This is a genomic window from Ruegeria sp. AP12, from assembly GCF_056540025.1.
Genome location: NZ_JBQFVZ010000010.1, coordinates 39,010 through 64,892 on the forward strand (window position 1 = coordinate 39,010; position 25,883 = coordinate 64,892).

Here is a 25,883-nt window from a genome sequence, read left to right on the forward strand (position 1 = left end):
AAGGCCGATCTGAATGCCACATCAAATCACGCAGATGCGCCGCGAGATTCTGGAAATCCCCGGCGCTGTCGACAGGCTTCTGACCCAGGGCGGTGACGCGATCGCGCAAGCCGCCGATACGGCGCGGCAGATCGACCCGCGCTATTTGCTGTCCGTGGCGCGGGGGTCTTCGGATCACGCCTGCACTTATCTGAAATACGCCAGCGAGTTGATCCTGAAACGCCCCATGGCATCGGTCGGCCCATCCGTCAGTTCGATCTACGATGTCGCGTTGCAGGCCGAAGGCGCCCTGTGCATCTCGATCTCGCAATCCGGGCAAAGCCCCGACATCGCGCGCATGACCGAAGTGCTGGGCAAGACCGGCGGATTTACGGTTGCGATCACCAATGACTCGACGTCCCGGCTGGCCGGAATTGCCGACACCACGCTGCCGATCCACGCAGGCCCCGAGCTGAGCGTCGCGGCAACGAAAACCTTCGTCACGTCACTGGTCGCGGGCCTTTGGTTGATAGCCGAAATCAAAAAGGACGCCGCGCTGATCGCAGCGATCATGACCCTGCCGGAAAGGCTGGAGGCGGCGACCCAATGCGATTGGTCCGCTGCGGCAGAGGCCGTCGACGGCCGATCGTTGTTTACGCTGGGCCGGGGGCCAAGCTGGGCGATCTCGAACGAGGCCGCGCTGAAATTCAAGGAGACCTGCCTGATCCACGCCGAAAGCTATTCATCGGCCGAGGTGCTGCATGGCCCGGTCTCGATCGTCGAGCAGGACTTTCCCGTGATCGCCTTTGCTGCCGCAGACGCAGCTGAAGACAGCGTCGCGCAGACGGCGGACGCAATGGCCGCCAAGGGCGCGCGCGTGTTTGCCCTGTCCGACAAGGTCAACACGGCGACGCGCCTGCCTTATGTGCGAACCGATCACTGGCTGACCGACCCGATTGCGGCCATCGTTTCGTTCTACGGGATGGTTGAAACCGTGGCGGTCCAGCGCGGGATCAACCCCGACACGCCGCGGCATCTGAACAAGGTAACGGAAACGGTATGACACAGGATGTGGCGACATTCCGGAATGGGCTTGTTTTTGACGGGTCAAAGCTGTGGCAGAACCACGCGCTGCGGGTCGTCGATGGGCGCGTGGCAGAGTTCGGGCCGGATACGCACATCTCTAACGCGGGACGTGTCGTTGACCTTGGCGGAGATATTCTGAGCCCCGGTTATGTCGATCTGCAGGTCAATGGCGGCGATGGGCTGTTGTTCAATGACGATCCCTCGGTAGACACGCTGCGCCGAATGGCCCGCACCCATCGCCGGTTGGGGGTCACCTCGCTGCTACCGACACTGATTACGGATACCGCCGATAAAACTCAGGCTGCCATAGATGCTGCCATCCAAGCCCTTCGCGCGGGTATTCCCGGCATTGCCGGTTTGCATCTGGAAGGGCCGCATTTGTCGGCTGCCCGAAAAGGCGCGCATGACGCCAGCCTGATCCGACCGATGGGGCAGCAAGATCTTGATGCCTTGCTGTCTGCCGCCGCCAATTTGCCCTGCCTGAAAGTCACAATCGCCCCGGAATCCGTGTCCGAACAGCATGTCAGCACGTTGACCGAGGCCGGAGCGCTGGTTTCGCTGGGGCACACAGACGCCGGTTTCGACACCTGCATGCGCTACTTCGCGGCTGGCGCGCGCTGTGCGACGCATCTGTTCAACGCCATGAGCCAGCTGGGCAATCGCGAACCGGGGTTGGTTGGCGCGGTTCTGGCCAATGGTGCGGCCTCGTCCGGGTTGATTGCCGATGCCGTTCACGTTCACCCGGAGACAATCCGCGCCGCGTGGGCGGCCAAGCGCGGGCCGGGTCGGCTGTATCTGGTCAGCGACGCCATGGCTGTGGCCGGGACACGCGAAACTGAGTTCCAACTGAACGGGCGCACGATCCTGCGTCGTGACGGGATCCTGACGTTGTCGGATGGCACTTTGGCGGGCGCTGATCTGGATCTGACCACAGCACTGGGCGTGATGGTCAACAAAGTCGGCATCCCGCCAGAGGACGCCTTGCAAGCTGCAACCTCGGTCCCCGCCGCCTTGATTGGACAGCAATGCGAGGGCCTCAAGATCGGTGAGGGCAAGTTGTCGGGTATGATCCGCATCGCCTCGGACTTCTCATCAGTCTCCACGTTCGACTGACAATGACGTGCAGGACAGGGATGACCCATCCCGCTCAGGTCCTTATCAAATCTTATCGCCGCGCGATCTGCGACCAAACAAGCTGTTGAACCCGCGCACACCGGTGCCTATCGTGCGCCTCTGAAGGCCTTCAATCAGGACGTAGCTCATGACCGATCAAACCCCTCATCCCATGTCCCCGCAGGATTGCCTTGTGGCGATCATGGTCGCGGTCTCCGCATCGGACGAAAACATCCGCACGGCTGAGCTGGTCAAGATCCAGGGCGCGGTGAACATGCTGCCGGTCTTTGCCGGGTATGACGCGGACCGCACCCGGCATGTCTCGCAAATCGTGTTCGACCTGTTCGAGCAGGAAGATGGTCTGGACGCCTTGTTTGGCCTGATCCGGGACAACCTGCCCGAGCGTCTGAATGAAACCGCCTATGCGCTGGCCTGCGACGTGGCCGCTGCCGACGGATCACTGGCCGAGACCGAGCTGCGCCTGCTGGAAGAAATCCGGTATGAGCTGAGCATTGACCGCCTGCACGCCGCCGCCATTGAGCGTGGCGCACGCGCCCGTCACGTGGTCTGACGGTTTCAACTGCCGTAAAGCGCGCCCCAGCGCTCAATCAGCGCCCGTTGCAATTTGCGCGACCGCCGGTTCCAGGCACGCGCGCCCTCGGGGCGTTCGCGAAGGGCACGCGGGATCGTCGCGCGGTGATCGACATCTGCGGTAAAGATCGCAAAGGCCAGTTCCGATCCATCCGCCGTTGTCAGAAAGCCGCCCAGACCTGAAACGAAATTCAACGTCCCCGTTTTGGCGTCCACCTTGATCGGATGATCCTTCACGGGCCTGCCGTTCTTGTCGGTCAGGGAAAACGGCTTCAGCAAGGGCCGCAACGCCCCGGTCTTGCGCGCCTGCACAAAGGCCGCAACCAAAGCCCCCGGCGCCATACGCGATGCGTCGCCCAGCCCGGAATGATCCACCATTGCAATCTGATCGGCACCATAGGTCTCAAGCGCCCAGCGGTTCATCTCTGCTGCCGATTTCGCAAGGTCCTGCGGCATCACCCCGCGCGCCTTGGTCGCCGCCATTCCCACCATCTCGGCCGTCAGATTGGTCGAGTATTTCAGCATTCCGCGCAGGATAGTGTCCAAGCTGTCGCTTTGATGGACCACCAACGTGGTGCCTTCCGGCGCCTCGCGTGTGATTTCAACCCGATCCAGAACGATCCCGTTGGCACGGGCCAGAGTTCTGAACACATCCCCCGCATAAAGCGCAGGTTTGCGCACCGGCAACCAACGTGCGCCACCATTGCCCAAGGCCCCTTTGGCGACGGTCCACCGATCCTGCCGCGCACTAGGTTGATAGGTGTAAATCGGCAGGCTGCGCCCTTCGACCCGCATCGTTGCCATGTCAACATCCGGGCGATACTTGGCGGTGCGGGCATCCATTGTCACGTCGTAATCGGTGCCGTCCCGCTTCCATTCGAAATGAACCCGGTTGAAATTCAGTGAAATACCGCTGATGGCCGGGCTGTAGCCCAGATGATCCGGCTGTCCGGGATCGATGCTGAACACGAACGGCAGCGCGCCGTCATAGACCTTGAACGCACCGCGCACCTCAGTAATACCCGCCTCGCGCAGATTGGCCGCCATCGAGGCCAGATGGTCGGTGTCCAGCAACGGATCGCCTCCGCCTGTCAGAATCAGATCCCCCTGCAATATGCCGTTTTCAATCGGCCCATCCGCGATCAGGGTTGTTTCAAAGCGGTGATCGGGTCCAAGCACGTCCAGCGCGTAAAGCGCCGTCAGCGCCTTGCCCACACTGGCGGGCGGCAATCCCATCTCTCCCTGAAATGCCTCAAGCTGCGCACCGGTGCCAACATCGGCCACCGCGAACACGACGTCGCCTTTCAGACCGGCCGCCCGGACAAGACGTTCGGCGCCGGTCAGCTGCGGCCCGCGCGCCTGCGGCCGAAGCGAGACCAAAGGGCCCTGCGCCAATCCCGTCGCCGGGATCAGGGACGCCCCGATACCCCCCAGAAAAAACCGTCGTGAAATGCGATCAACCATGGGGCAATTAAAATCCCAGAGATTAAAATCAGACAACCATCGCATGATAATATGCAGGTGATGTGGCTATTCCGGCAACACTCCGTTGCGCCAATCGCCGCGATTGCGCAACTCGGTCGAGCTGACATCGACCATCGGTACATTCACGAAACACCAGGCCGGAGCCTGTGCCCGCCCCAGCAAATGCCGCGCCTGCCCGTCGATCCGGTAGCGGGCATAGAGTCGCGCCGCAGGCGACATCCGGGCACTGATCCGATCCCCCGGACGCGCCACCACACCCACCGGCACGCTGTCCATGATCTGCCGCCAGTCTTTCCAGCGATGAAACTGCGCCAGATTATCGGCCCCCATCAGCCAGACGAATTTGACCTGCGGATATAACCGGCGCAGCGCGGCCAGAGTGTCCGCCGTCGCTCGCGTTCCGGTCAGCGCCTCGATATCCGTGATCTCGACATCCGGGTGCTGTATGACCCCCCGCGCGGCCTCAACCCGCTGCGCCAGAGGGGCCGGTCCGCGCTCCTTCAACGGGTTCCCCGGAGACACCAGCCACCACACCCGATCCAGCCCAAACGCCTTCATCGCCTCAAGCGTCACATGCACATGGCCCTTGTGCGGCGGATCAAAAGACCCGCCGAACAACCCGATCACCTGCCCGGGCCGCGCATATGGAATGTCGTATCGCTCCATCCCACGCTGATGTTCAGAACTGGCGGGCGTTGTCAATCAACCGGTTGCACCGCATCACCCAGCTTGACGCGCCCGGGCCGGAGGACTTCCGCACACCAACCACCATGCCCCCGCACGGCAGAATAACCCCCTTTGCCCAGCGCCTCCTCCATCCGGCTGCACGGCGCACAAATCACGGTAAAGCGCAGAGCGGCCTCGCCCACCTGCACCTCTCGCCCCTTTAGCGCCGCCAGATTGATCCCGGAAACCACCAGATTGCGCCGCAGAATCTCTGGCGCGACCGGCCCCTGCCCGAGATACGACCCAATCGCCGCCAGATGCTCTTGCTGGATCAGAGTCACCGCCCGTTTGCCTGCGCGGCTGCGGTCGCCGGTGAGGCCGACCTCCGAGATCACCGCTTCTTTCGCAGTGACCATTGCGGCCCGCCGGTCAGGGCGCAACCCGATCCATTCGACGCTCCCCGGCTGCGACCAACCTGCTATCAACTCTGCCAGTTCAGACAATTCGCACCCCTTGTTCAGCCAAACCTGTTTAAGTGAGTCCGACACCAATCGAAATTCACAAAAGCACCAGCTTGCCCCGCCCGCCCGCCTCAGATATCCAGCGGTTTAACCCAATTTCCCCGACCCAGAGGACGCGACATGGCCGCCTATCAATATGTCTACCACATGCAGGGTGTCTCAAAGACCTATCCCGGTGGCAAGAAGTGCTTTGAAAACATCCACCTGAGCTTTCTGCCCGGCGTGAAAATCGGTGTTGTCGGCGTCAACGGCGCGGGTAAATCGACACTGATGAAAATCATGGCCGGTCTGGATACCGACTTCACCGGTGAGGCATGGGCCGCCGAGGGTGCCAAGGTCGGCTATTTGCCGCAGGAACCGCAGTTGGATGAATCCCTGTCCGTCCGCGAAAACGTCATGCTGGGCGTGGCTGCGAAAAAGGCCAAGGTCGACCGCTTCAATGAGATCGCCATGGAGATCGCCGAGAACTACTCGGACGAGCTGATGGAGGAAATGACCACCCTGCAGGACGCCATCGACGCGGAAAACCTCTGGGACCTCGACAGTCAGATCGACGTCTCGATGGAGGCGCTGCGCTGCCCGCCGGACGATGCCAAAATCGCCAACCTCTCGGGCGGTGAGAAACGCCGCGTGGCGCTCTGCAAGCTGCTGCTGGAAGCGCCCGACATGCTGCTTTTGGACGAACCGACCAACCACCTGGACGCCGAGACCATCGCCTGGCTGCAACAGCACCTGATCGACTACAAGGGCACCATCCTGATCGTCACCCACGACCGCTATTTTCTGGATGACATCACCGGCTGGATTCTGGAACTCGACCGTGGCCGGGGTATTCCTTACGAGGGCAACTATTCCGCATGGCTGGAACAAAAGGCCAAACGGCTAGAACAGGAAGCGCGCGAGGACAAGTCCAAGCAGAAAACCCTGCAGCGCGAATTGGAATGGATGCGTCAGGGTCAGAAGGCCCGGCAGGCCAAATCCAAGGCCCGGATCAACGCCTATAACGAGCTGGCAGACCAGTCCGAACGCGAAAAGCTGACCCGCGCCCAAATCGTCATCCCCAACGGCCAGCGCCTCGGCGGCAAGGTGATCGAGGTCGAGGGTCTGTCGAAACACATGGGCGACAAGCAACTGATCGAAGGGCTGGACTTCGCCCTGCCCCCCGGCGGCATTGTCGGCGTCATCGGCCCCAACGGCGCGGGTAAATCGACGCTGTTCAAAATGCTGACAGGTCAGGAACAGCCCGACAGCGGCACCATCACGCTGGGCGACACGGTCGAGCTGTCCTATGTCGACCAGTCCCGCGACGACCTTAAAGACGGCGACACCGTGTGGGAGGCGATCACAGGCGGGGCCGAGATCATCCAGCTGGGCGACGCGCAGGTCAATTCCCGCGCCTATTGCTCGTCCTTCAACTTCAAGGGCGGCGACCAGCAGAAGAAGGTCTCGTTGCTCTCCGGCGGTGAGCGCAACCGCGTCCACATGGCCCGCCTGTTGAAAGAGGGCGGCAACGTCCTGCTGCTCGACGAACCCACCAACGACCTCGACGTCGAAACCCTGCGCGCGCTGGAAGACGCGCTGGTCGACTTCGCCGGCTGCGCCGTCGTCATCTCGCACGACCGCTTCTTCCTCGACCGGATTTGCACGCATATTCTGGCGTTTGAGGGTGATGCCCACGTGGAATGGTTCGAGGGCAACTTCGAGGATTACGAAGAGGACAAGAAGCGGCGGTTGGGACCGGATGCGTTGGAGCCCAAACGGTTAAAGCATAAGAAGTTTGCGCGGTGATTTCCGCTTGAAATCAATGTTCTAAATTCCCATTTGGGGTTTATGAACACCGCTTTTCGTTTCGCAAAATGGTCGCTAGCGGCAATTGGGGTGCTAGCGACTTTCATAGGTTTGTATGAGTACTTTTGGGCCACAAGAACTGCACCCTACCTCAACACGCACATTACATCTTGTTCACCCGAACAAGTCAGCGACGGCTTCGGAAATCGCGAAGCTGAAAGACAGGAATTTCTTCAATTCTTGAACGATAATGCATGGTCTTTGGTAGTTCTCGACCTCATCGTGGATCATGATGCGTGCGATCATCCTGACGCCATTTACTACTCAGAAGAGTTTCCGGACGTGGTGGAGTTCGAACTTGGACATGATGACCGCTATCTTCCAAGTTTGGGAAATCAGGGAGAATATCGGCAGGTAGGTGACTTTCACGACGGATCGTGGCACTCCACCGTCAGATTCGAACAAGAACGCTTCTTTGACGACGTCATCGCCAATAGTAGTTTTGGCGACGATAACGGCGCACATGGGGTCGTCGGCGTGTTCTTTATCTCAAACATGAGCCACGAAGAAGGATTCAATCGGTATGTGATTGTCCCGGTTCGCTATTCGTCGAAGAATGCGCTCGTTTTTTCCTGTACCGTTGCAATTGAAAGCTCCAGCAGCAAAGTCGCACGTCTTGGAGCATATATCTCCGAGTGCCTTTTCTAGCAAGCGTAGGATGGGGTTTCACCCCATTACTCACTCAACGACCCTACCCGAACACCCGCACGATCTGTTCCCGCGCACCAAACCACTTCCAAACCCCAAACTCTCAAATGATGGGGTGAAACCCCATCCTACGGCTCTCCGAACGCGCCATCAGTGACCACGCCACTCCACTCCGGATCAACCCGACTCGCACGAATATCGCGATGGATTGACGAATACGGCCAATCGGTCGGGCGCTCGACAAACCCGTGCTTCACCGGATTCCCCCAACAATACGCCATATGATTGCGGTAATCCCTTTCGTCCCGAATCGTATGCTCCCAAAACCGGCGTTGCCAAATCCCGGCGTCTCCCTTCGCGATTTTAGACTCCGTTCGTAGGGTGGGGTTACACCCCACCATTCCCGACACCTTCGCCCCGCGCGTAAACCGCGCCTTGATCGCTCCCCACCGCGTTGAATAATCCGCATCCCCCGGCGGCAGGGTCCAAATCGCGTGCAAATGATCCGGCAACACGACAAACGCATCACACCAGAACGGTCTCTCACGTTGAGTCACGGCAAAGGCCGCGCGCAAATGTGCAACGTCTCGCACCAACAAATCCGATGATCTGTCGGCCAGTGAGACAGTGAAGAAGTACTTCGCTCCGGGTATTCGAACGCGGCGATAGTTGCTCATGCGGGCATCCTGCCGCACTCATGGCTACCAAATCGTTAACCAAATCCACCCTTGCCACATGCCCACCCCAATGCCATATGCAAAGGGCTTACGTTTTTCTATTTCGACCTACTGTCTCCTTCCACGGCGCTCAGTCATTCGATCCAGACTACGACGCCAGGCTGCCGCATCCACGTGGGCAGCACCAATCAGGAGACAACGGATATGCCCGCAGGCACCGTAAAATGGTTCAACACCACCAAAGGCTACGGCTTTATCGCACCCGAAGATGGCGGCAAAGACATCTTCGTTCACATCTCGGCTGTCGAGCGTTCGGGCCTGACAGGTCTGGCCGACAACCAGAAAGTCACATACGAGCTGCGCTCGGGTCGTGACGGGCGCGAAAGCGCAGACAATATCGAGCTGGCCTAAGCCGGTCACAGGGTGAGGCGCAATCCTCACCCTTTTTTCGTGCGGCGCAGCGCGCGAGCGAAACACATCACGTTTTCGTTATATTTGCCCTAGAAATGATATTTGCCCTAGAAATGACCAGATTTGCTATCATCCTGACAGTATAGTCATGATTGCATTGGTCATTTGAAGAGGCTCACCCATGTTCACACGCCGTGTGTTTCTTGCCGGAACGGCTGCCAGCCTGCTGCCGGGTATCGCCAGCGCCAAAAAGGCGGTCGAGTATGATCCGACACCGCAATTTGTGCGGATCAAGAAGCAATTCGTCCCCGGTCAGTTGCTGGTCGTGCCCCGATCCTTCTACCTCTATTACGTGACCGAACCGCGCAAGGCGATCCGTTACGGCTGCGGTGTGGGCAAGGCGGGACTGGAGTTCACGGGCACCGCAACCATCGACGTCAAGAAGGAATGGCCCACGTGGCGGCCCACCGATGAGATGATCGAACGTGATCCGGTGGCTTACGCCAAGTTCAAGGACAACGACTATGTGCAACCGGGCGGAGGGGACAATCCTCTGGGCGCTCGTGCACTCTATCTTTTCCAGAACGGGGTCGATACCTATTTCCGCATTCATGGGACGACGCAGCCGCAGACCATCGGGCGGGCGGCCTCGAACGGCTGCATCCGTATGCTGAACGAACATGTGGTCGATCTGTATAACCGGGTTCCGATTGGAACGGTTGTAACCGTGGTCTGACCGGCTGGTCAGGGCGCGGCCCAGTCAACATCTGTTGCTTCTTCGATATGCAACAGCCCGTCTGGCCACGGGCGCGTTAACTGTTTGGCCTGATCTTCCAAGCCGGTCAGCCATGAATCGATGCCTGCGCGATCCAGCAGCACACCCATCCGGTGGTGGATGGGTTTCACGTCGCCATTCGGCTCGCAGGTGACGGCTGCAAACTGATCGACCTGCAACCCGCCCGGGGCCTGCCATGTATCGGTAATCGCCGCGAAGAACAGTGGCGCACCGTCAGCCGACAAGATACGCCACGCTGTCTTGCGGCGTTTCTCTCCGGTCCATTCGTACCACCCATCCACCGGGATAACTGCGCGGCCAACGCCCTCAAACGCGGTCTTGTCGAAGACGGTCTCAGAACGGGCGTTGATGATGGTCTCCATCACCGGGCGCCCTCGGGCGTTGACCCGACCGACCGGAATCATGCCCCAGCGCATCGGCACCAGCCCGGTTTGCGTCAGCACCAGCATCTCTTGACCAGGCTGGATGTTGCTGCGGGGCGGTTGTTCGGGGACATCCGCCGAAACTCCAAGCAAATCGGCGATTTCGGCGATAGGTCGCGTCAGAAAGAACCGTCCCGGCATGAGCTACCCTTGTTCTGCGACCTCGTTGGCCAGTTGTAGCACTTTTGGCCCCAAAGCCTCGACAATAAGGGCGACGCCCTTGGCGTTGGGATGAATGCCATCGGCCTGCATGAACGCGCCAACAGCATTCGGATCGTCAACCGCCGCCAACCCTTCAAAGAAACTGTCAGCATAAAACGTCTGATATTGCTGCGCCAAATCGGGAAAGATGCTGTCAAAACTTTGCTTGTAGTCCGAGCCATAGTTGCCGGGGGCCTGCATACCCACCAGCAACACCTCAACTTGCCCCGCTTCTGCCGTGGTCAGGATCTTCTCGAGGTTTGCCCGAGACACATCCGGGTCGATCCCGCGCAGCAGATCATTGCCACCCAGCGCGACGATCATCCCATCCACCTCGGGCGTCAGGGTCCAGTCTACCCGCGCAGCACCACCCGCCGTAGTGTCACCCGAAACACCCGCATTGATCAGCCGGACATCCGCACCTTGCGCTCGCAACCAGCGTTCCAGTTGCGAAACAAACCCGTCCTCTTCAACCAGCCCATAGCCTTGCGTCAGCGAGTCCCCCAATGCGGCGATAATCACAGGTTCGGCTGTGGCCGCAAAACCGCAGCTTGCAAAAAGGCCTGCGATCAAAGTCTTGCGCAATGTCATAACCGCTCCATATCCCACAAGTGTTGCCTCCGTTTGGAAAGATCTATGACTCAGCCTGTTCTCTCGCTCCAAAATGCTGCTTTGTCGCTGGATGGCAATGCCGGGCGCGTGGATATTCTGCACGGCATCACGCTGTCGGTAAACCAGGGTGAGACTTTGGGGCTGGTCGGGCCATCCGGATCGGGCAAGTCGTCCCTGCTGATGCTGATGGGTGGTTTGGAACAGGCGACCGGGGGGTCGGTCACGGCATTGGGGCAGGACCTGACAGGGATGGATGAGGATCATCTGGCGCGGTTCCGGCGGGATACGATGGGGGTGGTGTTCCAGAACTTCCACTTGATCCCGACCATGACTGCGCTTGAAAACGTAGCAACGCCGCTGGAACTGGCCGGTCACAAGGATACCTTTGCCAGGGCCGAGGCCGAGTTGGATTCGGTTGGCCTGTCGCATCGGCGCGACCATTATCCGGCGCAGTTGTCGGGCGGTGAGCAGCAACGCGTGGCACTGGCCCGGGCCTCGGCCCCGCGCCCGCAGATCCTGCTGGCGGATGAACCCACGGGAAATCTGGATGAGGCGAACGGTGCCGCCATTGTCGATCTGCTGTTTGGCTTGCGCGACAGACACGGCGCAACACTGGTTCTGGTGACGCACAGCCATACGCTGGCCGACCGGTGCGACCGCGTTGTCCGCCTGCGCGACGGGCGCATTGCCGAGGATGCGCGGAAAGAGGCTGCAGAATGAGCCTGCGACTGGCCGGGCGGCTGGCGCGGCGGGAACTGCGCGGAGGTCTGCGCGGATTTCGCATCTTTCTGGCCTGTCTGGCCCTTGGCGTCGCGGCCATCGCCGCTGTGGGATCGGTCCGATACGCCATCCAGACCGGGCTGACACAGGAAGGCGCGGCGCTGCTGGGCGGCGACGCCGAACTGGAATTCACTTACCGTTTTGCCACCGCAGAAGAGCGTGCATGGATGGAAAACACTGCCGAGGCGGTCTCGGAGGTTGTCGATTTCCGGTCGCTCGCGGTTGCCCCGCTTGACGCGGGCACTGAGCGCGCGTTGACGCAGGTGAAGGCCGTTGATGCCGCCTATCCCTTGCTGGGTGAGGTTGGGCTGAACCCTGACATGCAGCTGTCTGATGCGTTGGAGGGGCACAACGATCTGCCGGGCGCGGTGATGGAACAGGTCCTGATGGACCGGCTTGGCCTTTCGGTGGGCGATGTATTTGCGCTGGGAACGCAGGATTTCGTTCTGAGGGCCGCCCTGACCGCCGAGCCTGACGGGGCCGCAGACGGGTTTGGCCTTGGCCCCAGAACGCTGGTTCGCACCGCAGATCTTAGCGCGTCTGGCTTGTTGGAACCCGGCACTTTGTTTTCGACCAAATACCGGTTGGACCTTCCGGAAACGGCCGATCTTGAGGTAACCGCAACCGAGGCCACCCAGACCTTTGAAGGCACCGGAATGCGCTGGACGGATGCCCGAAACGGAGCGCCCGGCATTGCCGAATTCGTCGGGCGGCTCAGCTCCTTTCTGGTTCTGGTGGGCCTGTCTGGCTTGGCCGTGGGCGGTATCGGCGTGTCCGCCGCGGTTCGGGCGTACCTATCGCAGAAAACGGAAACCATAGCCACACTACGCACATTGGGGGCGGATCGGGCGACCGTGTTTCAGACCTATATGATCCAGATCGGGCTGTTGTCCGGGATCGGCATCGTAATCGGATTGGCCCTGGGTGGCTTGGCCCCTGTCCTGCTGGCCCCCATCATCGAAAGCCAATTGCCCGTCCCGGCGGTGTTTTCGATCTATCCCCAACCCCTTGCCGAGGCTGCGCTGTATGGCTTGCTGACAGCGTTTCTGTTCACCCTCTGGCCGCTGGCCCGAACCGAGGAGGTGCGCGCCGCCACCCTGTTCCGCGACGCCCTGACCTCGGCCCGGCAGATACCCCGGTTGGTCTATGTGCTGGCCACCGGGCTGGGTCTGGCCATTCTGATCGCGGCGGCGGCGTGGTTCAGCGGCTCGGCGCGGCTGACGCTTTGGACCAGCGGCGGGTTGGTCGGGGCGCTGTTCCTTTTGTCACTGGCCGCTTTCGCAATTCGCTGGCTGGCCCGCAAGGGCGTTCCGTGGTCGCGCGGCCACCCGCCACTGCGATGGGCGCTAGCCGCCATCTCGGACCCACGCGAAGGCGCGGGGTCTGTGGTTCTGTCCCTTGGTCTGGGCCTTTCTGTGCTTGCTGCCGTGGGCCAGATCGATGGTACATTGCGCAATGCCATCTCGGGCAATCTGCCGGACGTTGCGCCATCATATTTCTTTGTCGACATCCAGAAGGATCAAATGCCCGGTTTTACCGAGCGTCTGGAAACCGACCCCGCTGTCAGTCGCCTTGAAAGCGCGCCTATGCTGCGGGGGATCATCACCCGGATCAACGGTCAACCCGCACGCGAGGTTGCAGGCAGCCACTGGGTTCTGGAGGGAGACCGGGGCGTTACATACTCTGCTCTCCCGCCCGAGAATGCGCGCATCACGGCAGGCGATTGGTGGGCTGAGGGCTATGCAGGTGACCCCCAGATCAGCTTTGCCGCCGAAGAGGCCGAGGAAATGGGCCTGAAACTTGGCGATACGCTGACCGTGAACATTCTGGGCCGCGACATCACCGCAACCATCACATCCTTTCGCGAGGTTGATTTTTCGACCGCCGGCATCGGCTTCATCATGTCGATGAACCCGTCGGCGTTGGCGGGCGCACCACATAGTTTCATCGCAACCGTCTATGCCGAAGAACAGGCCGAGGCCGCCATCCTGCGCGATCTGGCTGGTCAGTTCCCCAATATAACCGCCATCCGGGTGCGCGATGCCATAGACCGTGTCTCGGGCCTGCTGGCAGGGCTGGCCTCGGCAACGTCCTATGGGGCGGGGGTTTCGCTGCTGACCGGGTTTCTGGTGCTGATCGGCGCGGCCGCTGCCGGTGAACCGGCCCGCCGGTACGAGGCTGCGATCCTGAAAACAATCGGGGCCGACCGCCGCCGCATTCTGCTCAGCTTCACCCTGCGTGCGATGTTGCTGGGGGCTGCGGCAGGCTGCGTCGCCCTGCTGGTCGGTATCTTGGGCGGCTGGGCTGTGGCGACCTATATCTTCGACACCGGGTTCGCGGTGATCTGGCCCTCGGCACTGGGCATCGTGATCACAGGGGTCATCGTCACCCTTGGCGCAGGGCTGATCTTTGCGCTGCGCCCCTTATCCGTCCGACCCGCCCGCATTCTGCGCGCCAGCGACTGAGTTTAACGCATACACGCGACCGGCTGCAGGATTTTCAGCAGCGGATCATTATCGCAGACCAGCGCATCCAGCGTGATGTCGTCGAGCGATGCGTAAAACACCTCGGCGGCGTCCTGCAAGGCCACCCGCAAGCGGCAGGCGTCGGTCAGCGGACAGGTATTGTCGGCATCCGCAAAACACTCGGCAATCGGCAGCGATCCTTCCACATGCCGGAATACGGCACCAATGCGAATCTGATCCGCCGGGCGTGCCAGAGACATGCCACCATTCCGGCCGCGCTGCGTGCTCAGATAATCCAACTGTCCGAGTTGATTGATCACCTGCGCCAGATGGTTTTCCGAGATGTTGCACACTTCGGCGATCTCGGATTTCGTCACCAGCCGCTCCGGGTGCGCCGCGCAATACATTAGCAGGCGCACAGCAATATTCGTTCGTTTGGTAATCCGCATATGGGCCTCCCTCACATAATGATGCAGCCTTATTGCATGTCCGGGAAAAAAGCGGTTTGACATACATCAATCGATCGAAAGGCGCGTTCGCAGATGGCAGACCCCTATTTCTTTGGCTATGGCAGCCTTGTGAACCTGGCCACCCATGATTTTCCCGACCCGCGACCGGCAAAACTGAAGGGGTGGCGGCGGGCCTGGAAACATACCGATCTGCGCCCGGTCGCCTTTCTGACGGCGGTTCCGGACCCCGAGTCCGAGATCGAAGGCATGATCGCGCATGTTCCCAAGAACGACTGGGCCGCGCTGGACGAAAGGGAATGGGCCTACGACCGGATTCCCGTGACACAATCGGCCACACATCCGCTGACCCATGATGTTGAAATAGCGGTCTATGCCGTCCCGCAGGCCCGGCATAATGCGCCGACCGATCACCATCCTTTACTGCTCAGCTACATTGACGTTGTGGTGCAAGGGTACCTGCGCATTTTCGGACCAGACGGGGTGGACCGGTTCTTTGCCACGACCGATGGCTGGGACGCACCTGTGTTGAATGACCGGGCCGAACCGAGGTATCCGCGCCACCAACAACTCAAACCGGACGAGACTGCCTTTGTGGATGACCGCCTGCAGCGCGCGGCGGTGAAGATCATCCAACCACAACAACAAAAAGAGGCAGACGAACTGCCTGCCTCTTTCAAGTTCTAAATTGTCAGCGGCATTCAGCCCCGCGCGCGGATCACCTGCAGCAAGGGCAGCAGTGCCGCCATTTCAGGCCCGCGCTCCATCCCCGTCAGCGCCTTGCGCAGCGGCATGAACAGGCCCTTGCCTTTGCGGCCCGTCGCCTCTTTTACCGCTTTGGTCCAGGTGCCCCAGGTCTCACCATCAAACGGGCCTTCGGGCAGCAGCGCCATGGCGTCCGAGATGAACTCCCGGTCTTCATCCGCGATCAAGGGCTCGGCCCCATCCCGGCACAGTTCCCACCAGCCTTTCAGATCGGACAGAGTGGTGATGTTTTCACGCGCCATGGCCCAGAACGGCTCGGCCAGTTCGGCAGGAACACCCGCATCGGCCACAGCATCAGCAACTTCCGCCAGCGGCAGCGATTGCAAGTGTTTCGCGGTCAGCGGGAACAGGTCCTGCACGTCAAACTTGGTCGGCGCAGCCCCAAAGCGGTTCACATCAAACCCATCGATCAACTCGGCCATGTCCGAGCGCAGCTCGACCGGATCAGACGACCCCAGCCGCGCCATCAGGCTCAGCAGCGCCATCGGCTGCACGCCCTGCTCGCGCAGATCGCGCAGGGCCAGCGTGCCCAGACGTTTCGACAGCGCCTCACCCTGCGGGCCGGTCAGCAGCGAATGATGCGCGAAACGCGGACAAGTTCCGCCCAGCGCCTCGATGATCTGAATTTGCGTCGCCGTGTTGGTCACATGGTCCGAACCGCGCACCACGTCCGTCACACCCATCTCGGTATCATCCACCACAGACGCAATCGTATAAAGAACCTGACCATCGCCACGGATCAGCACCGGATCGGATACCGAGGCCGCATCGATCGAGATATCGCCCAAAATACCGTCAGTCCATTCGATCCGTTCATGATCCAGCTTGAAGCGCCAGACGCCGTTGCCGCGCTCGGCCCGCAGCGCCTCTTTCTCGGCATCCGACAGGTTCAGCGCAGCGCGGTCATAGACCGGCGGCTTGCCCATGTTCAGTTGCTTCTTGCGCTTCAGATCCAGCTCGGTCGGCGTTTCAAACGCCTCGTAAAACCGGCCCATCTCACGCAGCTTGTCGGCGGCTTCGGCGTAGCGGTCCAACCGGTCCGACTGACGTTCAACCTTGTCCCAGTGCAGACCCAGCCATTCCAGATCCTGCTTGATCGCATCGACATATTCTTCTTTCGACCGCTCGGGGTCTGTGTCGTCGATGCGCAGGATGAACGTACCGCCTGCTTTGCGGGCGATCAGATAGTTCATCAGGGCGGTGCGCAGGTTGCCCACGTGGATGTATCCGGTGGGCGACGGGGCGAAACGGGTGGTTGTCATGGATGTCTCCTGTTGGCGCGGCTCTTGTCACAAAGGCGCGATTTTGTCCAGCAGGGGTTTCGAATCGGTCGCACCATACCCAGCTTCAAGATCGCGGGGCGACAACCATGGAACACGTAATGTTCATCCAATTGCGCGCCAAACCGGGCTATACACTGGCGCACGACCCGCAACGAACTAACTTATTATCTGGCGTTCTGACAGGGAGACGAAGACATGGCCATCAACTTAACACGCAGAGCGGCCCTGGGCGCCGCCGCAGCCCTTCCATTTGCATCCGCAACAACCCCGCTTTTGGCAGCCGGGGCCGAGACCAAGGCGAACTCGACCATCGCAAGATCGTTCCAGTTGGGCGATTTCACCGTCACAACGCTGCTGGACGGCAGTCTGCCGCGCGATGGCGCGCAAGAGATCTTTGGCGGCGGTGCATCCGACGAAGACTTTGCACGCGTCTCGGCGGAAAACTTCATTTCGCCCGATGTTGCGCAGTTCTTCTTTACGCCGACGCTAGTGAATACGGGGGCCGAGCTGGTTCTGTTCGACACCGGGCTTGGTCAGGGCGGCATTCAGGCAGCCCTGGCAGATGCCGGGGTGACACCGGATCAGATCGACGTCGTTGTCATCACCCATATGCATCCCGACCACATTGGCGGTATGACCACCAATGACGCAGAGACGTTCCCCAATGCGCGCTATGTCACCGCCGCGCAGGAATATGACTTCTGGTCCGCTCAGGAGGCTGGCAACCGGGTCGGTGATCTGGTCGCGGCAAAAGTTACACCTTTAGCCGAGAAAATGACGTTCGTCGAAGATGGCGGCGACGTTGTCTCTGGTGTGACGGCAATGGCGACGTTCGGCCATACGCCCGGCCATATGGTTTATCATCTGGAAAGCAATGGCCAACGGCTGATCCTGACGGCAGACCTTGCCAATCACTATGTCTGGTCCTTCGCGCACCCCGAATGGGAGGTTCGTTTTGACATGGACAAGGCTGCAGCCACTGACTCCCGCCGCAAAATCCTGGGCCTGCTGGCCGCCGACAAGGTGCCGATGATCGGCTATCACATGCCGTTCCCGGCTGCCGGGTATGTCGAGACCCGCGGCGAAGGGTTCCGCTTTGTCCCGGTCAGCTATCAGATGATGGGCTGACGCCTCAATACCCAGGGTCCGGCCGCACCCTTGAGCCATCCGTAAAACGCGACAGGCGGAAGGCGGCCGGATCCACACAGGGCGTGGACTGCATCACCAGATCGGCCATCAGGCGACCTGCACCGGGCCCGATGCCGAAGCCATGGCCGGAAAACCCGGTGGCGATGAACATGCCCGGGATATCCTCGACCCCCGAGATTACCGGGATCGCGTCTGGGGTCACATCGATCAATCCAGCCCAGCTTTGCACCACTTCAGCCTGCTGTAGCGCCGGAAACGCCTTTGTCGCGTTGGCCCAGGATGTGCGCAGGGTCTTCGGCGATGGTTCGGGGTCCAGAACGCGGCAATGCTCGAACGGGGTCACGTCGGTAGGCACCCACGACCGGTCCTGCGCCACCTCGGCCTTCCAACGACCAGAGAGCCGAAAGCGCAGGGATTTCCATTCCTGAAAAAACGCAGGCAGGAATTGCCATGCAAGGCGAAAGCTGTCGGGTACGATGTCATAGGTGTTTTGATGGGCCGAGGCGATGGAATACCCTCCATCCGCGCGTTTTCGGATTGCAAAGTCATCGGACCACAGCGCTGTGTCCGGCCCATCCTCGACAGGTGAGCTGCGCAGGACGGTGTTCAGCACTTTCAGCTGCGGCAGATCGATGCCTGCATTGCCCGCAAACAACCGCGACCACGCGCCGCCTGCCAGCACCACCCGGTCGCAGGCCACGCGCCCGCGTTCTGTGAACACAGCGGCAACGCGTCCGCCCTGCACGTCAAGGCTGCGCACGGCGCAATTGGTCATGATCGCCGCCCCCCGGTCGCGGGCCCCTTCGGCAATCGCAGGTGCCGCAAGCTGAGGTTCGGCGCGCCCGTCCTGCGGCATGTGCAACGCGCATTCAAGTTTGCCAGTATAGTCGGGCAACATTTTCGCCAGTTCAGACGCTGGCACAATCCGCGCCCCGGTTTGCAATCCGTCCAAATGGCGCAGCCAGCGTTCCAGATTGCCGGCCTGCCGCGCCCCGGATGCGCCGAACAGAATGCCCGATTGCACATATCCGGTTTGCCGTCCAAGACAATTGTCCAGGTTTTGCCAGATGCGAGTGGCTTCCTGCATCAAAGGAATTTCGCGCGGGTCACGCATCCCCAAACGCACCCAACCCCAATTGCGCGAGCTTTGTTCCCCCGCGATCTGCCCCTTTTCGCACAACAGGACGGACACGCCCCGCTCGGCCAGTTCCAGCGCGGTTGAAACGCCAATGATACCGCCACCAATCACGACGGTGTCTACGGATTTTGGCAGGGAAAGATCGGATTCAAATGGGGTCGGTTTGGGACCGGGCATCTACCGCTCATACTCAATTTATCAGAGTACAAGGATGCTGAACTTGCTGGTCCTGACAACAGGTTTTCAGCACAGCCCTATCAAATGTCCGGACGTGTGGCAGCCGCGCCAAAGCATGCGCCCGGCAGGTCACTTCAGGTTCTGACTCAGAATTAGGCGGCGCCGGACAGTTCAGCCCATTTCTGACGCAGTGACGCAGACAATCCGGCCTCTTTTGCGTCGGCCTGCGCCGAAACCTCTTTTTGCGATTTCAGATCGGGAAATTCCAGCCGCTGCGATGGTTCGGCCTTGTCTTCCGCTGCTTGTTCGCCAAGCAGGTTAGCAATGGCCGCGTCCAGCTTTTCTTCATCCAGTTCCTGCGCCGGAGATTCCATCGTTCTGTACTGCCACGGCGCGTGCAGAGACTTATCGTATTCCTCGTACATGTTAACACCACACTATTAACTCAGACATCCAACCCCGGATGCGCCGCACGAGACAAAAATCACTTGTCGAAAAACTGCGAACTCAACAGCAATGCGTCACATCCGCCCCACATTGGGCAACTTCCAAGCATAAATGTGGCAGAAAAATGTCAGCCGAACAAGGTTAAGAACCCCTTTGGGGCCAGGATTTCAACCTCAATGACCCCAAAATGGAAACAATATAAGGTCATGATGCGGAACTGTTTTTAGAAACAAGGCCGCGTATCGGCCTCAGCCCCGATCCCGCCAGCGATTCACGATGGGATAGCGCCTGTCCAGCCAGAACGCACGGCTGGTCAGACGGGTGCCGGGGGCAGACTGGAACCGCTTGTATTCGCTGACATAGACCAGATGCTCGACCTTGCGGGCGTCCTGCTCTTCATACCCGGCGGCGACACAATCGGCGATGGAACCGTCCTGATCCACCAGAATGTTCAGAATACCGTCCAGCACCGGATAATCCGGCAGGCTGTCGCTGTCTTTCTGATCCTCGCGCAGCTCTGCACTTGGGGGTTTGTCGATGACCGAGGGGCGAATGACCTCACCCTCCGGGCCCATCATCCACGCACGGTGATTGGCATTGCGCCAGCGGCAGGTCTCGAACACGCGGGTCTTGTAAAGGTCCTTGATCGGGTTGTAGCCGCCATTCATGTCCCCGTAGATCGTGGCATAGCCCACCGCGACCTCGGATTTGTTGCCCGTGGTCAGCAACATCTCGCCAAATTTGTTCGAGATCGCCATCAGCAGTACACCGCGCAGGCGGGACTGGATGTTCTCTTCGGTCAGGTCCGCGTCGCGCCCTTCAAACAGCGGGGCCAGCGTATCCGTTACCGCAGCCCGGCTGTCCGAAATCGGAACAAAGTCGTAATGCACGCCCAGCGCCTTGGCGACCGCCTCGGCATCGTCCAGCGAGGTCTGGCTGGTGTATTCCGACGGCAGCATCACACAGCGCACATTCTCTGCCCCGATGGCATCCACAGCAATGGCCGCGACCAGAGCGGAATCTACACCGCCCGACAGACCCAGCAACGCCTTTTTGAAACCGGTTTTCCCCATGTAATCGCGTAAGGATTCCACCATGGCGCGGTAATCCTGTTCCCACGCATCGGGTTGAGGCACAATCTCGGCGGGGATGATCCGCCAGCCGTCATCGCCCCGCTCAAGGTCCACATGGGTGACGGTTTCGTCAAAAACCGGCATGCGGAAGGCCAGCTCTCCGCCCGGGTTCAGGCCGAACGTGGCACCGTCGAACACCTGATCGTCCTGCCCGCCTACCATATTCAGGTAGATCAGCGGCAGGCCGGTCTCGACTACGCGCGCGACCATATGGTTCAGACGCACATCGTATTTGTCCCGGAAATAAGGCGAGCCATTGGGGATCAGCAGAAATTCGGCCCCGGTTTCTTCCAGCGTTTCGGCAACATCCGGGTGCCAGCTATCCTCGCAGATCGGGCTGCCGATGCGCGAGTTCCCGACCGAATACGGCCCGCCCAGAGGGCCGGAATCATACAGGCGCACCTCGTCAAAAACCGTCTCGTTCGGCAGATGGTGTTTCAAAACCTTGCTGGTGATCCGCCCGCCCTTGAGGATCAGATAGGCGTTGAACAGGCTGTCATTCTCGGCCCAAGGCCCACCAATCGCCACAGCCGGACCATCCGCGCATTGCGCGGCCAGATCCTGCACCGCTGCCATCGCAGCACGGTGAAAGACCGGTTTCAGGATCAGGTCCTGCGTGTTGTACCCGGTGATGAACATCTCGGGAAACGCCACAAGATCGGCCCCGGCCTCGCGGGCTTGCTCGCACACGGCCAAGGCCTTGGCTGCGTTGCCCTCGATATCGCCCACGGTGGGGTTAAGCTGTGCCAGAGTGATGCGGAAACGGTCGGCCATGCTGCCCTCTTGCCCTCGTCAGTCCTACTGCATTTAGCAGATCGTTGCGCGAGTGAAAGACCAATGCCGCAAAAGCCGTTGCTCTGACCTGTGCGGTCCCTTATTTTTGCGCCAACCAAAGCGAAAACGATCACCGGGCAGGCAGGACGATACATGAAGCTGATCCGCAACTCTCTCACGGTCGGGATTCTGTCCCTGACGATGACGGCCGCATTTGCCCAGGACGGGACGGTGATCACCAAGGATGACGAGGTCGGCGGCGTCTATGAGGGCACGTTCGCAAACGGGCTGCGCCATGGCACCGGAACCTACCGCCTACCCAACGGGTTTGAATATACCGGCGAATGGGTCGAAGGCGTCATTCAGGGCCAGGGCACGGCGCGTTTTGCCGACGGGTCGGTCTATGTCGGGCAATTTGCCGAAGGCAAGCCCGAGGGTCAGGGCAAGATCAGCTATGCCGATGGCGGCTCCTACGAAGGCGAATGGCAAGGTGGCGGCATCAACGGCACCGGTGTCGCGGAATACGCCAGCGGCGTGCGTTACGAGGGTGAGTTTAAGGACTCGCGCCACCATGGCACGGGTAAGCGCACGGACCCCAGCGGCTATGTCTACGACGGCGATTGGGTTGATGGCCAAATGCAGGGCAAGGCCAAGATCACCTACCCGGACGGGTCGGTTTACGACGGCGACGTGCAGCAGGGCCAACGCCATGGGCAGGGTCTTTGGATCCAGTCGGACGGTCTGGAATATGACGGCCAGTGGGTCGAGAACCTGATGACCGGCACCGGGCGAATGACGCTGGCCAATGGCGATGTCTACGAAGGCGAAGTTGCGAAAGGCCGCCGTCAAGGCAAGGGCAAAGAAACCTACGCCAATGGCAGCGTCTACGAGGGCGATTATGAAGACGACCGCCGCCATGGTAAGGGCACCTTCGTTGGCACCGATGGCTACCGCTATTCCGGGGAATGGTCGCAAGGCCAGATCGAAGGCTTTGGCGAGATCACCTATCCGGACGGCTCGGCCTATATCGGTGAGCTGAGCGCAGATCTGCCGCACGGCAAGGGCCAAAGCACATATGCCGACGGAACCGTCTATGACGGCGACTGGATTGCCGGGGTATTTGAGGGGCGTGGCACGGCGACCTACCCCAATGGCACGGTCTATTCAGGCCAGTTCCGCAACGCCCTGAGCCATGGCACCGGCACGGTCACCTTTGCCAATGGGTATCGCTATGAAGGCGAATGGATCGACGGTGCGCGGCAAGGCAAAGGAAAATCAACCTTTGCCGACGGCACGGTGTACGAGGGCGATTTCATCGATGGCGCACGCCATGGAAAGGGAACGATCACGGCCCCCAGCGGCTTTACCTACACCGGCGACTGGTTTGACGGCAAAATAACCGGTGTAGGCGTGGCAACCTATGCTTCGGGCGATGTGTATGAGGGCGGCTTTTTCGAAAACAAACGTCAGGGACAGGGCACCATGCGCTATGCCAACGGGCAAGAGCAATCGGGCCTTTGGGACAACGACGCCCTGTCGTCAGAGGGTGCAGCACCCACCGAGGGCGCGCCAGACGCAGAACCGGATGCGCCAAGCGCCGGGGAACCGGAAACCGAGGCCCCCGCGGATAACTGACCTGCTACCAGGGCACCCGCTTCCCGGCCCAGTCGAAGAATCCGCCCGTGTCGTCTTGGGTCAGCGCCCCCGTTACGTGCAGCAGGTTTTCGGCAGCCTCCTCCGGCGCGACAGCGGGATGTCGGCCCAGATATTTCCGCGTGAACTCGGTTTTGACCGTTCCGGGATGCAAGGCGACGCAAATCGCCTGTTTGTGCGTCCGGGCCAACTCGATAGACGCCGTGTGAACCACCTGATTAACCGCAGCCTTGGCCGCGCGATAGCTGACCCATCCGCCCATTCGATTGTCGCCAATCGATCCGACCCGCGCTGACAAAACCGCAATCACGGATCGCCTGTCGCGCGGCAGCAACCGATGCGCCCGGCTGAGGATCAGCGCCGGGCCGACCGTATTCAGAGCATACTGATCCATCATGGCCTGCGCCGTCACAGCGCGCATGGTTTTCTCGGGCTGTGCACCATTGATCTCCAATGCGCCTGAGGCGACCAGAACCAGATCGAACGGCCCCTGCAGGTCATCCAGACGCGCCAACGCCACCTCGGGCCGGGTCAGATCGAACCCGTCTTGCGACCGGGACAGGCCTGTCACAGCCACGCGCTGTGCCACAAGCCGGTCGCAGATCGCGCCACCGATCCCCCCGGATGCACCAATGATCAAAGCTGTCTTCATACCGCCCCACCTAGCGGCAGCACAGATGGGTTCAACACGCAAAGCAAAAGAAACCGGACCAAATCCGCAAAGCCTGAAAATTGGTTCTTTTCATTCCCCTTCTGCTCTGTATAAGTTTCGCCCATGATCAACCGCGCAGATATCCCTTTTGCCGACACCGCCTTTGGCGGTACGTCGCTGCGTGGCCTACTGATCCTAATCCGCCTCTGAGCGTGCCATCCGGCGCGCCCGCTCAGAGGAGGACGCCCGCGCGCCATAGGCTTTAGGACAGAAGAAGAAAGAGAAATCCCATGACCAACGTGACCGACCAAGACCGCGTCTTGATCTTCGATACCACTTTGCGCGACGGCGAGCAGAGCCCCGGCGCCACCATGACCCATGAAGAAAAGCTGGAGATCGCCGAACTGCTGGACGAGATGGGCGTCGATATCATCGAGGCGGGTTTTCCCATCGCCTCGGAAGGCGACTTCAAAGCCGTCACCGAAATTTCTCAGCGCGCCAAGAACAGCCGCATCTGTGGTCTGGCCCGCGCCAATTTCAACGATATCGACCGGTGCTGGGAGGCGATCAAACACGCCGAGAAAAGCCGCATTCACACATTTATCGGCACCTCTCCGCTGCACCGCGCCATTCCGAACCTGACCCAGGACGAGATGGCCGAGAAAATCCACGACACGGTCACCCATGCCCGCAATCTGTGCGAAAACGTGCAATGGTCGCCGATGGATGCAACGCGGACCGAGTGGGATTACCTGTGCCGTGTGATCGAGATTGCGATCAAGGCGGGTGCGACCACGATCAACATCCCCGACACGGTGGGCTACACCGCACCGCTGGAATCGGCAGATTTGATCAAGCGTCTGATCGCAACCGTGCCCGGCGCGGATGAGGTCGTGTTTGCGACCCACTGCCACAACGATCTGGGCATGGCGACGGCAAACTCACTGGCGGCCGTCATCGGCGGCGCGCGTCAGATCGAATGCACCATCAACGGTCTGGGTGAGCGTGCGGGCAACACTGCGCTGGAAGAGGTCGTGATGGCCATGCGCACGCGCAACGATATCATGCCCTACCACACCGGTATCGATACCACCAAGATCATGCATATCTCACGCCGGGTCGCCACCGTGTCGGGCTTTAACGTGCAGTTCAACAAGGCCATCGTCGGCAAGAACGCATTTGCCCATGAAAGCGGCATCCATCAGGACGGGATGCTGAAGAACCGTGACAATTTCGAGATCATGCGACCCGAAGATGTTGGTCTGACGGGGACATCCCTGCCGCTGGGCAAACATTCGGGCCGCGCCGCCTTGCGCGACAAACTTGAGACACTGGGTTTTGAGGTCGGCGACAACCAGCTGCGCGATATCTTTGTCCGCTTCAAGGACCTGGCGGACCGCAAGAAAGAGGTCTTTGACGACGACCTGATCGCCCTGATGACACTGGACGAGGCGGATGACTACCTGCAACTGGTGTCGATGAAGGTCACCTGCGGCACTGGCGGACAGGCCGAGTCGACGGTCGAGCTGGAGATGGACGGCAAGGACATCATCGCGACCGAACATGGCGACGGACCCGTCGATGCCACCTTCAAGGCGATCCGTGCGATTTACCCCAACAAAGCGCATTTGCAACTGTATCAGGTGCACGCCGTGACCGAAGGCACGGACGCGCAAGCCACCGTCTCGGTGCGTCTGGAAGAAGACGGCATGATCGCCACCGGTCAATCTGCGAACACAGATACCGTCGTGGCCTCGGCCAAGGCGTATATCCACGCGCTGAACCGTCTGATCATGCGGCGTGAGAAAACAGGCCCCGGCGCCGATACGCGCGAGATCAGTTACAAGGACCTGACCTAAACAGACCAAAGGCTCCCGCACCCGCGGCGGCCCGGCTTCGCCGACCCTTCTTGGGTTTTGGGCCCGGCAGCGCGCCGCAGGCGCG

At 60.5% G+C, this 25,883-nt stretch carries 25 protein-coding genes; 13 read left to right on the top strand and 12 right to left on the bottom strand.

What is annotated here, in order from left to right:
* Positions 1 to 13 precede the first annotated feature (13 nt).
* The 3 genes from ACR0E6_RS19805 to ACR0E6_RS19815 all read left to right on the top strand — a co-directional run bounded on the left by ACR0E6_RS19805 (position 14) and on the right by ACR0E6_RS19815 (position 2,749).
* Complete coding sequence (locus ACR0E6_RS19805) at positions 14 to 1,042, top strand: SIS domain-containing protein (RefSeq protein ID WP_170737118.1); 1,029 nt, start codon at positions 14 to 16, stop codon at positions 1,040 to 1,042.
* Entirely contained in the window at positions 1,039 to 2,178 is a 1,140-nt protein-coding gene (gene nagA / locus ACR0E6_RS19810) for an N-acetylglucosamine-6-phosphate deacetylase (RefSeq protein ID WP_480586500.1), read from the top strand. The genes ACR0E6_RS19805 and nagA overlap by 4 nt, the downstream gene beginning before the upstream one ends.
* A 148-nt stretch (positions 2,179 to 2,326) precedes the next feature.
* On the top strand, positions 2,327 to 2,749 hold the full coding sequence (locus ACR0E6_RS19815) for a tellurite resistance TerB family protein (protein ID WP_170455499.1): 423 nt from the start codon (positions 2,327 to 2,329) through the stop codon (positions 2,747 to 2,749).
* 5 nt (positions 2,750 to 2,754) lie between these two features.
* Here ACR0E6_RS19815 and dacB read toward each other — a convergent pair whose 3' ends face one another.
* The 3 genes from dacB to ACR0E6_RS19830 form a co-directional block, all read right to left on the bottom strand.
* A complete protein-coding gene (gene dacB, locus ACR0E6_RS19820) occupies positions 2,755 to 4,233 on the bottom strand; it encodes a D-alanyl-D-alanine carboxypeptidase/D-alanyl-D-alanine endopeptidase (RefSeq protein ID WP_480586502.1) in 1,479 nt (492 codons plus the stop codon).
* A gap of 66 nt (positions 4,234 to 4,299) precedes the next feature.
* Entirely contained in the window at positions 4,300 to 4,920 is a 621-nt protein-coding gene (locus tag ACR0E6_RS19825) for a nicotinate-nucleotide adenylyltransferase (protein WP_480586505.1), read from the bottom strand.
* A 32-nt stretch (positions 4,921 to 4,952) separates the two neighbouring features.
* Complete coding sequence (locus tag ACR0E6_RS19830; protein WP_480586508.1) at positions 4,953 to 5,423, bottom strand: MOSC domain-containing protein; 471 nt, start codon at positions 5,421 to 5,423, stop codon at positions 4,953 to 4,955.
* A 138-nt stretch (positions 5,424 to 5,561) separates the two neighbouring features.
* Between ACR0E6_RS19830 and ettA the strand changes: the two genes are divergently transcribed.
* Positions 5,562 to 7,229, top strand: a complete 1,668-nt coding sequence (gene ettA / locus ACR0E6_RS19835) for an energy-dependent translational throttle protein EttA (RefSeq protein ID WP_480586511.1) — start codon at positions 5,562 to 5,564, stop codon at positions 7,227 to 7,229.
* Positions 7,230 to 7,271: 42 nt separating this feature from the next.
* Positions 7,272 to 7,937, top strand: coding sequence for a hypothetical protein (locus ACR0E6_RS19840; protein ID WP_480586514.1), 666 nt, complete (start codon positions 7,272 to 7,274; stop codon positions 7,935 to 7,937).
* A gap of 128 nt (positions 7,938 to 8,065) precedes the next feature.
* On the opposite strand, the gene ACR0E6_RS19845 is transcribed toward ACR0E6_RS19840, so the two are convergent.
* On the bottom strand, positions 8,066 to 8,614 hold the full coding sequence (locus ACR0E6_RS19845) for an REP-associated tyrosine transposase (protein WP_480586516.1): 549 nt from the start codon (positions 8,612 to 8,614) through the stop codon (positions 8,066 to 8,068).
* A gap of 204 nt (positions 8,615 to 8,818) precedes the next feature.
* On the opposite strand from ACR0E6_RS19845, the gene ACR0E6_RS19850 reads away from it, so the two are divergent.
* Both ACR0E6_RS19850 and ACR0E6_RS19855 read left to right on the top strand, forming a co-directional pair.
* Positions 8,819 to 9,025: a cold-shock protein gene (locus tag ACR0E6_RS19850; RefSeq protein WP_170378838.1), complete on the top strand. Its 207-nt coding sequence runs from the start codon at positions 8,819 to 8,821 to the stop codon at positions 9,023 to 9,025.
* Positions 9,026 to 9,206: 181 nt separating this feature from the next.
* Entirely contained in the window at positions 9,207 to 9,761 is a 555-nt protein-coding gene (locus ACR0E6_RS19855) for a L,D-transpeptidase (protein WP_170455512.1), read from the top strand.
* Positions 9,762 to 9,769: 8 nt separating this feature from the next.
* On the opposite strand, the gene ACR0E6_RS19860 is transcribed toward ACR0E6_RS19855, so the two are convergent.
* Both ACR0E6_RS19860 and ACR0E6_RS19865 read right to left on the bottom strand, forming a co-directional pair.
* Positions 9,770 to 10,384: an SOS response-associated peptidase gene (locus ACR0E6_RS19860; RefSeq protein WP_480586521.1), complete on the bottom strand. Its 615-nt coding sequence runs from the start codon at positions 10,382 to 10,384 to the stop codon at positions 9,770 to 9,772.
* A gap of 3 nt (positions 10,385 to 10,387) precedes the next feature.
* Positions 10,388 to 11,035 carry an arylesterase gene (locus ACR0E6_RS19865; protein ID WP_480586524.1) on the bottom strand — a complete coding sequence of 216 codons (648 nt, stop codon included), beginning with the start codon at positions 11,033 to 11,035 and terminating at the stop codon, positions 10,388 to 10,390.
* Positions 11,036 to 11,080: 45 nt separating this feature from the next.
* Between ACR0E6_RS19865 and ACR0E6_RS19870 the strand changes: the two genes are divergently transcribed.
* A complete protein-coding gene (locus ACR0E6_RS19870; protein WP_480586527.1) occupies positions 11,081 to 11,776 on the top strand; it encodes an ABC transporter ATP-binding protein in 696 nt (231 codons plus the stop codon).
* Positions 11,773 to 14,301 (top strand): ABC transporter permease, encoded by a 2,529-nt coding sequence (locus ACR0E6_RS19875; protein WP_480586530.1) that lies wholly within the window; start codon positions 11,773 to 11,775, stop codon positions 14,299 to 14,301. Before ACR0E6_RS19870 ends, ACR0E6_RS19875 begins: the two co-directional genes overlap by 4 nt.
* A gap of 2 nt (positions 14,302 to 14,303) precedes the next feature.
* Here the strand turns inward: ACR0E6_RS19875 and ACR0E6_RS19880 are convergent, their stop codons facing one another.
* The gene (locus ACR0E6_RS19880) at positions 14,304 to 14,750 is read right to left on the bottom strand and encodes an Rrf2 family transcriptional regulator (RefSeq protein WP_170455522.1); all 447 of its coding nucleotides are present in this window, start codon (positions 14,748 to 14,750) and stop codon (positions 14,304 to 14,306) included.
* A gap of 93 nt (positions 14,751 to 14,843) precedes the next feature.
* On the opposite strand from ACR0E6_RS19880, the gene ACR0E6_RS19885 reads away from it, so the two are divergent.
* A complete protein-coding gene (locus tag ACR0E6_RS19885) occupies positions 14,844 to 15,455 on the top strand; it encodes a gamma-glutamylcyclotransferase family protein (RefSeq protein ID WP_480586533.1) in 612 nt (203 codons plus the stop codon).
* Positions 15,456 to 15,469: 14 nt separating this feature from the next.
* On the opposite strand, the gene gltX is transcribed toward ACR0E6_RS19885, so the two are convergent.
* On the bottom strand, positions 15,470 to 16,795 hold the full coding sequence (gene gltX / locus ACR0E6_RS19890; RefSeq protein WP_480586535.1) for a glutamate--tRNA ligase: 1,326 nt from the start codon (positions 16,793 to 16,795) through the stop codon (positions 15,470 to 15,472).
* A gap of 216 nt (positions 16,796 to 17,011) precedes the next feature.
* Between gltX and ACR0E6_RS19895 the strand changes: the two genes are divergently transcribed.
* Entirely contained in the window at positions 17,012 to 17,944 is a 933-nt protein-coding gene (locus ACR0E6_RS19895) for an MBL fold metallo-hydrolase (RefSeq protein ID WP_480586538.1), read from the top strand.
* A 4-nt stretch (positions 17,945 to 17,948) separates the two neighbouring features.
* On the opposite strand, the gene ACR0E6_RS19900 is transcribed toward ACR0E6_RS19895, so the two are convergent.
* The 3 genes from ACR0E6_RS19900 to ACR0E6_RS19910 all read right to left on the bottom strand — a co-directional run bounded on the left by ACR0E6_RS19900 (position 17,949) and on the right by ACR0E6_RS19910 (position 21,634).
* Positions 17,949 to 19,280: an NAD(P)/FAD-dependent oxidoreductase gene (locus tag ACR0E6_RS19900; RefSeq protein ID WP_480586541.1), complete on the bottom strand. Its 1,332-nt coding sequence runs from the start codon at positions 19,278 to 19,280 to the stop codon at positions 17,949 to 17,951.
* A gap of 152 nt (positions 19,281 to 19,432) precedes the next feature.
* The gene (locus ACR0E6_RS19905; protein ID WP_480586544.1) at positions 19,433 to 19,705 is read right to left on the bottom strand and encodes a hypothetical protein; all 273 of its coding nucleotides are present in this window, start codon (positions 19,703 to 19,705) and stop codon (positions 19,433 to 19,435) included.
* Between the two features lie 270 nt (positions 19,706 to 19,975).
* Positions 19,976 to 21,634: an NAD+ synthase gene (locus tag ACR0E6_RS19910; protein ID WP_480586547.1), complete on the bottom strand. Its 1,659-nt coding sequence runs from the start codon at positions 21,632 to 21,634 to the stop codon at positions 19,976 to 19,978.
* Between the two features lie 153 nt (positions 21,635 to 21,787).
* Here ACR0E6_RS19910 and ACR0E6_RS19915 point away from each other — a divergent pair, with 153 nt between their 5' ends.
* Positions 21,788 to 23,269, top strand: a complete 1,482-nt coding sequence (locus ACR0E6_RS19915; protein WP_480586550.1) for an MORN repeat-containing protein — start codon at positions 21,788 to 21,790, stop codon at positions 23,267 to 23,269.
* A 4-nt stretch (positions 23,270 to 23,273) separates the two neighbouring features.
* Here ACR0E6_RS19915 and ACR0E6_RS19920 read toward each other — a convergent pair whose 3' ends face one another.
* Positions 23,274 to 23,939 (bottom strand): SDR family NAD(P)-dependent oxidoreductase, encoded by a 666-nt coding sequence (locus ACR0E6_RS19920; protein WP_480586553.1) that lies wholly within the window; start codon positions 23,937 to 23,939, stop codon positions 23,274 to 23,276.
* A 290-nt stretch (positions 23,940 to 24,229) separates the two neighbouring features.
* Between ACR0E6_RS19920 and ACR0E6_RS19925 the strand changes: the two genes are divergently transcribed.
* Entirely contained in the window at positions 24,230 to 25,798 is a 1,569-nt protein-coding gene (locus ACR0E6_RS19925) for a 2-isopropylmalate synthase (protein WP_170633205.1), read from the top strand.
* The last annotated feature ends 85 nt before the right edge of the window (positions 25,799 to 25,883 follow it).